Annotated in this window: 11 protein-coding genes; 8 read left to right on the forward strand and 3 right to left on the reverse strand. The window is 36.1% G+C overall.

Annotated features, from left to right (window positions below):
- Positions 1–17 precede the first annotated feature (17 nt).
- On the forward strand, positions 18–2,147 hold the full coding sequence (scpA, locus tag VI621_RS05530) for a methylmalonyl-CoA mutase (protein WP_414655485.1): 2,130 nt from the start codon (positions 18–20) through the stop codon (positions 2,145–2,147).
- 126 nt (positions 2,148–2,273) lie between these two features.
- On the opposite strand, the gene VI621_RS05535 is transcribed toward scpA, so the two are convergent.
- A complete protein-coding gene (locus VI621_RS05535) occupies positions 2,274–2,594 on the reverse strand; it encodes a panthothenate synthetase (protein ID WP_324217383.1) in 321 nt (106 codons plus the stop codon).
- A gap of 187 nt (positions 2,595–2,781) precedes the next feature.
- On the opposite strand from VI621_RS05535, the gene VI621_RS05540 reads away from it, so the two are divergent.
- The 7 genes from VI621_RS05540 (at position 2,782) to VI621_RS05570 (ending at position 9,219) form a co-directional block, all read left to right on the forward strand.
- Positions 2,782–3,663: an SDR family oxidoreductase gene (locus VI621_RS05540; protein ID WP_324217384.1), complete on the forward strand. Its 882-nt coding sequence runs from the start codon at positions 2,782–2,784 to the stop codon at positions 3,661–3,663.
- 328 nt (positions 3,664–3,991) lie between these two features.
- A complete protein-coding gene (locus VI621_RS05545; RefSeq protein ID WP_324217385.1) occupies positions 3,992–4,756 on the forward strand; it encodes an AAA family ATPase in 765 nt (254 codons plus the stop codon).
- Between the two features lie 7 nt (positions 4,757–4,763).
- A complete protein-coding gene (locus tag VI621_RS05550; protein WP_324217386.1) occupies positions 4,764–5,663 on the forward strand; it encodes a ParB/RepB/Spo0J family partition protein in 900 nt (299 codons plus the stop codon).
- On the forward strand, positions 5,663–6,226 hold the full coding sequence (locus VI621_RS05555) for a DUF5683 domain-containing protein (protein ID WP_324217387.1): 564 nt from the start codon (positions 5,663–5,665) through the stop codon (positions 6,224–6,226). Before VI621_RS05550 ends, VI621_RS05555 begins: the two co-directional genes overlap by 1 nt.
- Positions 6,227–6,931: a 4-hydroxy-tetrahydrodipicolinate reductase gene (gene dapB, locus VI621_RS05560; RefSeq protein WP_324217388.1), complete on the forward strand. Its 705-nt coding sequence runs from the start codon at positions 6,227–6,229 to the stop codon at positions 6,929–6,931.
- 37 nt (positions 6,932–6,968) lie between these two features.
- Positions 6,969–8,516 carry a signal peptidase I gene (lepB, locus tag VI621_RS05565; RefSeq protein ID WP_324217389.1) on the forward strand — a complete coding sequence of 516 codons (1,548 nt, stop codon included), beginning with the start codon at positions 6,969–6,971 and terminating at the stop codon, positions 8,514–8,516.
- Between the two features lie 91 nt (positions 8,517–8,607).
- Positions 8,608–9,219 (forward strand): WbqC family protein, encoded by a 612-nt coding sequence (locus tag VI621_RS05570; RefSeq protein ID WP_324217390.1) that lies wholly within the window; start codon positions 8,608–8,610, stop codon positions 9,217–9,219.
- An 8-nt stretch (positions 9,220–9,227) separates the two neighbouring features.
- Here VI621_RS05570 and VI621_RS05575 read toward each other — a convergent pair whose 3' ends face one another.
- Positions 9,228–10,274, reverse strand: coding sequence for an endonuclease/exonuclease/phosphatase family protein (locus VI621_RS05575; protein WP_324217391.1), 1,047 nt, complete (start codon positions 10,272–10,274; stop codon positions 9,228–9,230).
- A gap of 10 nt (positions 10,275–10,284) precedes the next feature.
- A partial coding sequence (locus VI621_RS05580) for a DUF6576 domain-containing protein (RefSeq protein WP_324217392.1) occupies positions 10,285–10,599 on the reverse strand: 315 nt, incomplete at its 5' end.

The raw sequence follows: 10,599 nt of genomic DNA on the forward strand, positions 1-10,599 counted from the left end.
AGTAATCAGATAAGATAATGAGAAAAGACATCCAACATATCAGTATTCCGAAAGAAGTGCCAAGCGCAAAGACTTCTGATGCTAGCCAATTTACAACTGCCGAAGGCATTGAACTAAAACCAACATATTCCGAAAAAGATATCGAAAATCTCGAACATCTAGATTTCGGGGCGGGTTTCGCACCCAATTTACGCGGACCGTATGCTACGATGTACGTTCGCCGACCTTGGACAGTGCGTCAATACGCAGGATTTTCAACAGCCGAAGAAAGTAATGCCTTCTACCGAAGAAACCTTGCCGCTGGACAAAAAGGACTTTCTATCGCCTTCGATTTACCAACCCACAGAGGATATGACAGTGACCACGAGCGTGTGGTGGGTGATGTAGGAAAAGCAGGAGTTGCCATTGATTCGGTGGAAGATATGAAAGTATTATTCGACCAAATTCCGCTTGATGAAATGTCGGTTTCCATGACCATGAACGGAGCGGTTTTACCAATTATGGCATTCTATATTGTCGCTGCCGAAGAACAAGGCGTAAAAACCGAATTACTTTCCGGAACGATACAAAATGACATTTTGAAAGAGTTTATGGTGCGCAACACCTATATCTATCCGCCTACTCCGTCGATGAAAATTATCGCTGATATATTTGAATTTACAAGCAAAAAAATGCCGAAATTCAATTCCATCAGTATTTCAGGATACCACATGCAAGAGGCGGGAGCTACAGCTGATATTGAGCTTGCTTACACGCTTGCCGACGGATTGGAATACATCCGAACCGGGCTTTCTACCGGAATGAAAATCGATGAGTTCGCACCTCGCCTTTCGTTTTTCTGGGCGATCGGGATGAATCATTTTATGGAAATCGCTAAATTGCGTGCCGGACGAATGATTTGGGCCAAATTGGTAAAAACATTCGAACCAAAAGACGACAAATCACTGGCTTTACGAACACACTGTCAAACCAGTGGCTGGAGTTTAACAGAACAAGATCCTTTTAATAATGTGGCTCGAACCTGTATTGAAGCATCTGCCGCAGCTTTTGGCGGAACACAATCTTTGCATACCAACGCTTTGGATGAAGCGATTGCGTTGCCAACCGATTTCTCAGCAAGAATTGCCAGAAACACTCAGATATTTCTACAGGAAGAAACCAAAATCACCAAAACGGTTGATCCTTGGGCTGGAAGTTATTATGTTGAAAGCTTAACTGCCGAAATTGCAGATAAAGCATGGAAACTTATTGAAGAAGTGGAAGAATTAGGCGGTATGACCAAAGCCATCGAAGCCGGAATTCCAAAATTGCGCATCGAAGAAGCCGCCGCCAGAAAACAAGCCAGAATTGACAGCAGTCAGGACATCATTGTGGGTGTCAATAAATACAGATTAGAAAAAGAAGATCCTTTGCATATTCTCGATGTAGACAACCAAATGGTTCGCAAACAACAAGTCGAAAGATTAGCACAAATAAAAGCTTCGAGAGATACAGAAAAAGTAAAACTCACTTTGGAGAAACTAATTGCCACGGCAAAATCCGGAGAAGGAAATTTACTGGAAATTGCCGTTGAAGCCGCACGCTACCGAGCCACTTTAGGCGAAATCAGCGATGCCCTGGAAACGGTTTTCGGAAGATATAAAGCACAAATTAAATCCTTTAGCGGTGTGTATAGCAAAGAAATAAAAGACGACAAAAGTTTTGAAAAAGCGAAACAACTGGCAGATCAATTTGCCAAATTAGAAGGCCGACGTCCCCGAATTATGATTGCCAAAATGGGACAGGATGGGCACGATCGCGGAGCAAAAGTAGTTGCCACCGGTTATGCCGATGTAGGTTTTGATGTGGATATAGGTCCATTATTCCAAACGCCTGCCGAAGCCGCCAAACAAGCCGTAGAAAATGACGTGCATATTTTAGGTGTTTCCTCTCTTGCTGCCGGGCACAAAACTTTGGTTCCCCAGGTTATTGAGGAACTCAAAAAATACGGTCGCGAAGATATTATGGTGATTGTAGGTGGTGTAATTCCCGCACAGGATTACCAATATTTATTTGATGCTGGAGCGGTTGCGGTCTTTGGACCCGGAACTAAAATTAGTGAAGCGGCGATTAAAATTTTGGAGATTTTGATAGCTAGTTTTGAGTAAATTATAGATTATTTTTTAAATATTAAAAAAACATCAATCGCAAGATTGGTGTTTTTTTATGCATCTATACCCACAAAAAAACCACTTTAGTTTTTATAAAGTGGTTTTTCTAATTTTTTCTTTTCTTTAAACCAAATGAACATCATTCCACTTTTCAGCAAGTTTGCTGAGGTTAGCACGCATTAAATCATCGGGAGTCATTGCTATTCTAAATTCACAATGAGCTTCAAAATTCAAAAACCAAGGTTCGGCAATGGCCGGAATAGCAGAAGCATCAGGGACTTCAACTATCATAATTGCTCCTCGGTTACCTTCTTGTTCGGAGAAATAAATGCTCTCAGGTTTGATATCATTAATCACTCGATTGATGATATCACCAGATGTCCCATTTCTAACCATTGAGTTGAAAGGCTCAATGGGAAAAATAACGTTAACTAACATTTTCATTGCAATTGGATTTAAAATTAATAATGCTAAAGATACAAAATAACTTAATCATATTGATATGTAAAATGTTTATTATCAGTTATTTACACTTTAATTACTATGTAGTATTTGATAAGATATTTATTTTATTTTGCTATGCATGCATAATAATTTTTTTTCCTATATTTACAATTCTAAAAAATAAACTATGAATTTTTCAGCAAAAATGCTTCGCGATGATGCCCTAGCCGACAAAGTAATTGTCGTAACCGGTGGCGGAAGTGGTTTGGGTAAAGCCATGACCAAATACTTTATGGAATTAGGTGCGAAAGTGGCTATTACCTCTCGTGATTTGGATAAACTGCAAAATACGGCCAAAGAACTAGAAATAGAAACAGGTGGAAAATGTTTAGCGGTACAATGTGATGTGCGTCATTATGACCAAGTGGAAAATATGCTTGCGGAAGTTTTAAAAGCTTACGGAAAAGTAGATGTTTTACTGAACAATGCCGCCGGAAACTTCATCTCTCCTACCGAGCGTTTATCAGCCAATGCATTTGATACGATTATTGACATTGTATTGAAAGGTTCTAAAAACTGTACCCTAGCTTTTGGTAAACATTGGATTGATACCAAACAGACTTCTTCAACGATTTTGAATATTGTGACAACGTATGCATGGACCGGTTCAGCTTATGTGGTTCCGTCAGCAACAGCAAAAGCGGGTGTTTTGGCGATGACCAGAAGTTTAGCGGTGGAATGGGCAAAATACGGAATACGTTCGAATGCAATTGCTCCGGGACCGTTTCCTACCAAAGGCGCTTGGGACCGATTATTGCCTGGTGATTTGAAAGAAAAATTCGATTTGGCCAAGAAGGTGCCTTTGAAACGTGTGGGTGACCATCAGGAATTGGCGAATTTAGCTGCTTATTTGGTTTCTGATTTCTCGGCATACATAAATGGTGAGGTGGTTACGATTGATGGTGGCGAATGGTTACAAGGTGCGGGACAATTCAATTTATTAGAAGCAGTTCCGACAGAAATGTGGGATATGTTAGAGATGATGATTAAAAATAAGGGAAATAAATAATTAATTTTGAATGATGAGTTATGAGTTATGAATTGAAAATACAATCTTAAATTATTAACTCCTACATCATATTTTAAATTCACCGTTTATCATTTATAAAAGAGAACTAATTACAGTTCTCTTTTTTTAGCCCTGATAATAACGGCATCCTTTTTGTTTTTTTCTTTAAAAACAAAAAGATATAGTGGATAGCAGGAAATAGCTACAAAAAACCAAGAACTCTATCCTTAGAATTATCAGAGAATCAAACCTTAACAAATGTTAACAAAATAGATTTTCAAAACCCATAAATAATTGTATTTTTACGTTTCAAAATTCAAAAAAATAAATGGGTAAAATCATTGCAATTGCCAATCAAAAAGGTGGTGTTGGAAAAACAACAACTTCGATAAATTTAGCAGCATCCTTAGGCGTTTTAGAAAAAAAAGTATTACTTATTGATGCAGATCCTCAAGCGAATGCAAGTTCCGGTTTGGGTATTGATGTTGAAAATGTTGAGATTGGTACCTATCAGATATTAGAACACAGTCATATTCCTGAAGACGCTATTATCACGTGTTCGGCTCCAAATGTAGATGTTATCCCCGCTCATATTGATCTTGTAGCCATCGAAATCGAATTGGTAGACAAAGAAAATAGAGAATATATGTTGAAACAAGCCTTGACCAGCGTTAAGGACAAATACGATTATATCATTATCGACTGTGCGCCATCGTTGGGATTACTGACTTTGAATGCCTTGACAGCCGCTGATTCGGTGATTATACCAATTCAGTGTGAATATTTTGCTTTGGAAGGTTTAGGAAAATTATTGAATACGATTAAAAGTGTTCAAAAAATCCACAATCCGGACTTGGATATTGAAGGGTTATTATTGACGATGTTTGATTCTCGTTTGAGATTATCAAATCAGGTGGTCGAAGAAGTTCAAAAGCATTTTAACGATATGGTATTTGATACCGTAATTCAAAGAAATGTCAAATTAAGCGAAGCACCAAGTTTTGGCGAAAGCATTATCAATTATGATGCGACGAGCAAAGGAGCAACCAATTACTTAAGTTTAGCTGAAGAAATTATAAAGAAAAATAGTTAATTGATTTATGGCACAAGCAATAAAAAAACAAGCATTAGGAAGAGGATTATCAGCTTTATTAAAAGACCCTGAAAATGATATTCAGTCGGTTAATGATAAAAACGCAGATAAAGTGGTGGGCAATATTGTCGAGCTTGAATTAAATGCTATCGAAATCAACCCTTTTCAGCCCCGAAGTAATTTCAATGAGGAATCATTGCAGGAATTAGCTACTTCTATTAGAGAATTAGGCGTTATCCAACCGATTACCGTTCGTAAAACCGATTTCAATAAATATCAGTTAATCTCAGGTGAGCGCCGTTTAAGAGCATCAAAATTAGCCGGATTGGAAGTGATTCCAGCTTATATCAGAATTGCCAACGACAACGAATCGCTGACCATGGCTTTGGTGGAAAACATTCAAAGACATGATTTAGATCCTATCGAGATTGCATTATCGTATCAACGATTGATTGACGAAATTCAGTTAACACAAGAGCAAATGAGCGATCGCGTAGGTAAAAAACGTTCTACGATTGCCAATTATTTGCGTCTTTTGAGATTGGATCCGATTATTCAAACGGGAATTCGTGATGGTTTCATCAGTATGGGACACGGTCGCGCAATTATCAATATTGAAGATCAGGACATACAGACGGATATTTACCAAAAAATTGTCAGCCAAAATCTATCAGTTAGAGAAACGGAAGCTTTGGTAAAAAACTACCATGAAAGTCTGAAACCTAAAGCGGCAACAAATACAAAAACTGCTACATTCACCATTTCTGATGACAAAAACAAAGTAATCACCGATTATTTTGGTGCCAAAGTGGATGTGAAAGTAGCCGGAAACGGTAAAGGAAAAATTACCATTCCATTTCATTCGGAAGAAGATTTCAACAGAATTATCAAACTAATAAAAGGGTAATGCATAGACTCATTCCCATATTTCTATTGGTCTTCCTATTTGGAAATCCTTCCCTTTTCGCTCAAGAAAAAACAGGAGATCTTCTTATCATACAAGATACTTTAAAAAGACAAGAGATAAATGCGTTAGCACCCGCAAAGGCAGCTTTTTATTCAGCTATTTTGCCTGGTTTAGGGCAGGCCTACAATAAAAAATATTGGAAAATTCCTTTAGTTTATGGAGGAATGGGTACCGGGATTTATTTTTATTCCAGAAATAACACCAAATACCACCAGTATCGTGATGCTTACAAACGACGATTGGCGGGTTACAATGATGATGAATTTCAATATTTAGATGATACCCGTTTAATAGCCGGCCAGCGTTTTTATCAGCGAAATCGTGATATTTCTGTTATTGTGACTGTGGCTTTTTATGTGCTAAATATCGTTGATGCAAATATTGATGCCCATTTTTCGCAATTCAATATCAGTAATGAATTGTCCTTACGCCCCGATATCAATTTGAATGAAATCGACAATAAACATAACAATGTCGGACTGACATTAAATTACCAGTTTTAAATGAAAATAGCACTTTTAGGATACGGAAAAATGGGAAAAGTTATCGAAAAGATGGCTTTGCAACGCGGACATGAAATTGTAATGCGAAAATCCAGTTCCGACACTTTTGAAGGTCTTGAAAATGCTGATGTCGCTATTGATTTTAGCGTTCCAAATGCAGCTGTGACTAACATTTCTGCTTGCCTGAACACCGGAATTCCAATTATTTCCGGAACTACGGGATGGCTTGATGAATATGAACAAATGGTTGCACTTTGTAAGGAGAAAAATGGTGCTTTTATTTATGGTTCTAATTTTAGTTTAGGGGTTAATATTTTCTTTGAATTGAATGATTATTTGGCAAAAATCATGTCAAAATTCAATCAATATCAGGTGGAAATGGAAGAAATTCATCACACACAAAAACTGGATGCACCAAGCGGAACAGCTATTTCATTGGCAAAAGGAATTATTAATAACAGCCATTATAACAATTGGGTATTAGAAAATCCAAAATCAGACGAAATTCTGATTGACGCCAAAAGAATAGAAAATGTACCCGGAACCCACAGCGTTTTTTATAAATCAGAAGTCGATTTAATTGAAATCAAACACGTGGCGCACAATCGCGAAGGTTTTGCTTTAGGCTCTGTTATTGCAGCTGAGTGGATTCTTGGCAAAAAAGGCATTTTCACTATGAAAGATGTATTAAATTTAGATAATTAGATTTTTCGAACAATCGAAATAACAAAATAAACATATTATGACAGTATATCAATGGTTTGTATTTTTCCTATTAATTCAAATAGTTCACTTTTTAGGAACTTGGAAATTATATGAAGCTGCCGGGAGAAAACGATGGGAAGCGGCCATTCCGGTTTACAACGCTATTGTATTAATGAAAATCACAAACCGTCCGACCTGGTGGACCATTTTACTTTTTGTTCCCGTTGTTAACCTCATTATGTTCCCGGTTGTTTGGGTAGAAACCTTGAGAAGCTTTGGAAAAAATTCTACTTTTGATACTGTTTTAGGTATTGCAACTTTGGGTTTCTATATTTATTACATCAATTATACCCAACCCTTAAATTATATCTCTGACAGAAGTTTAATTCCACAAAACAAAACTGCGGATACGATTAGTTCCATACTTTTTGCAATTGTTGTGGCGACAATTGTCCACGGTTATGTAATACAGCCTTACAACATCCCTACTTCCTCTTTAGAAAAATCCTTATTAGTTGGTGATTTCTTATTTGTAAGTAAATTTCATTATGGCGCGCGTACACCAATGACACCAATTGCGGCACCAATGGTCCATGATACCATCCCTTTCATAAATAAAAAATCCTATTTAAGTTGGCCACAATTGCCTTATTTCAGATTTTTTGCAATGCAAGAGGTAAACCGAACTGACATTGTGGTTTTCAACTGGCCTGCCGATACTTTGTATAATATGTATAAAGTTGCAGACAAAAGATATGATAAGCCAATAGATAAAAAAACAAATTACGTAAAACGTTGCGTTGGCATTCCAGGGGATAGTTTGTCTATAAAAGACGGAATTGTTTATATCAACGGAAAAGTAATGCCCATGCCCGAAAGAGCAAAACCACAATATTCCTATAGTGTTACTACAGACGGTTCTGGATTTGACCCAACTTATATTTTAAAAGAACTGAATATTACAGATCCGGTTTATATCGACGAAAGAACCCCGAACACTTTCTACTTCAGAGCACTAACAGAAGAATCTGCCAATCGTTTAAAACAAAATCCAATTGTAAAAAGTGTGGTTCGAAATATTTCACACGAAGTGGAACCGACTATTTTTCCACAGACAAAAAACTGGAATGTTGATAATTTAGGGCCGATTTATATTCCACAAAAAGGAAAAACAGTAGCGCTAACTGCTGAATCATTGCCATTTTACAAAACTATCATTAGTGAGTATGAGAAAAATGATTTGAAAGTAAATGGCACTGAAATTAGAATTAACGGTCAGATTGCAACCAATTACACTTTCAAACAAGATTATTATTGGATGATGGGAGACAATCGCCATAACTCTTTAGACAGTCGCTATTGGGGTTATGTTCCAGAAAATCATATTGTAGGGAAACCTGTATTTATTTGGATGAGTTTAGATCCAAATGGAAAAGGCTTTGGCAAAATTCGTTGGGACAGGGTTTTTACTACTGTTAGCGGTGATGGGCAACCACAATCTTATTTTAAATATTTCTTAATCGCTCTGGCGTTGTATTTTGGAATTTCCTTTTTCATTAATAAAAGAAAAGAGAAAAACAGTTAAAATTTATATTTAAAGATTTAAAGTTCAAGGTTTAAAGTTGTTTTTCAGGATAACTTTAAACCTTGAACTTTAAACAAAAAAATTAAACCGCATGAACATTTTAATCCATCCAACCTATTTTCCTTCCATCAGTCATTTTGTGGCAATGGCTCAAGCGGATGCGATCACTTTTGAAATGGAAGATAATTTCCAGAAACAAACCAATAGAAACAGGACATATATTTACAGTCCAAATGGAATTCAGTTACTGAATATTCCTGTAAAACATACTGCAGAAAGATATCAAAAGACCAAAGACGTTAAGTTAGAAACTGGTGTAGACTGGCAGAAACAGCATTTCAAATCATTAGAAGCGGCCTACAGGGCATCACCTTTCTTTGAATATTTTGAAGATGCGATTTATCCAATATTTCACAAAAAACACACTTTTTTGGTAGATTTGAATTTTGAAACAATAGATATTATTTCGAAATGCCTGGGAATGAAATTGGCATTCGATAAATCAACAGAATATTTCCACGAAGCAAATGATTATAGTGACTTTAGAGCCTTGGTAAACGGAAAAAAAGATCCTTCCATCTTTGAAAATTACACTCAGGTTTTTGGAGAAAAACACGGGTTTTTAAATAATTTAAGTGTTTTGGATTTGCTCTTTAATGAAGGTCGATTTACAACAGATTATTTGAAGCAACAAACACTTTAGTTTCAAAATTATTCCATCGATAAACGGGCAATAATAGGAAAATGGTCGGAATTTATAAATTCCGGAAAACTCTCATAGCTCTTGACTTTCATGCTGGGATCGACAAAAATATAATCGATTCGAGCTGGGTAATATTTAAAACTATAGGTTGGCCCAAAACCATCTCCGGCTTCTTCAAAACTGTCCTTTAGAGATCCTTTTATACTTCGATACACGTAGGAAAAAGCGCTGTTATTCATGTCGCCGCAGATAATAATTGGATACTCACATTTGTTTTTGTGGTTCATAATAATCTCCGCTTGCTGCTGCTGTTTCTTGAATGCTTTACTAATTCTCTTAATCACCATTTGCGATTTTTCCTGATTGATTCCATCAATATTTTCGGAAATTTCGTTTACATCAGGCGAAATTTTTATGGACTGCAAATGCATATTATACACTCGAATAATGTCTTTTCCTTTTTTTATATCTGCAAAAATAGCATTGTTGTTCGAGTTTGGAAAAATTATATTTCCATTATTGATAATTGGATATTTAGAGAAAATGGCTTGTCCTGTTTTGATTTTGTCTCCTTGCATGAAAACATATTCATACGGATATATTTTTAAATCAATTTTTGCAGAGGAAGAGTACTCCTGAATACACAAAATATCAGGATTTTGCTCGTTTATAAAGGTCAATATTTCATTAGGGACTTGATCATCATTCAACCATTTGAATAGATTAAATAAACGCACATTATAGCTCATTACTACAAAATCACTTTCAACTCTTGGTATATTAGTGGCGGAAAATTTATAAAATTTATTAATGAATGTAATACCCATTAACAAAACCAAGCCAGACAAAAAAAGCTGTTTTTTAAATTGAATGCCCCAATAGACGAAAAACAAACCATTCATAATTAAAAATAATGGTAGAATTAATGTCAACACTGATAAAATCGGAAATAATTTTGGAGCTAAAAAAGGTAAAACATATGCAACAAAAGTCAATACAGCCAAGACTATATTGAAAAAAAACATCGCTTTATTGAACCATGAAAGGTTTCTCATTTGTATAGTTTTATTTTCCTGATTTAAACAAGAATTCTTTTTCATCTTTGGTCAGACTATCATAGCCCGATTGACTGATTTTATCTAAGATCTCATCTATTTGTTGTTGCTCTTTATTTTTAGTTACAATTTTAGAAACGTTTTTTGTTGCCGGTTGGTTATAATTTCTGTGCACTTTTTTAAAGGGCACCGATTTTTTTCCTCTAAACACATTGGCCAAAGCATCTAAAATAGTCGTAAACCAGCCACAAATATCTGTTCCCTTTTTTAATTGCAGGATGTAAATATAACCAAAAAAAGCACCTCCTAAATGAGCCAAATGCCC

Origin of the sequence: Flavobacterium sp. (assembly GCF_035292545.1) — a bacterium.
GTDB lineage: Bacteria > Bacteroidota > Bacteroidia > Flavobacteriales > Flavobacteriaceae > Flavobacterium.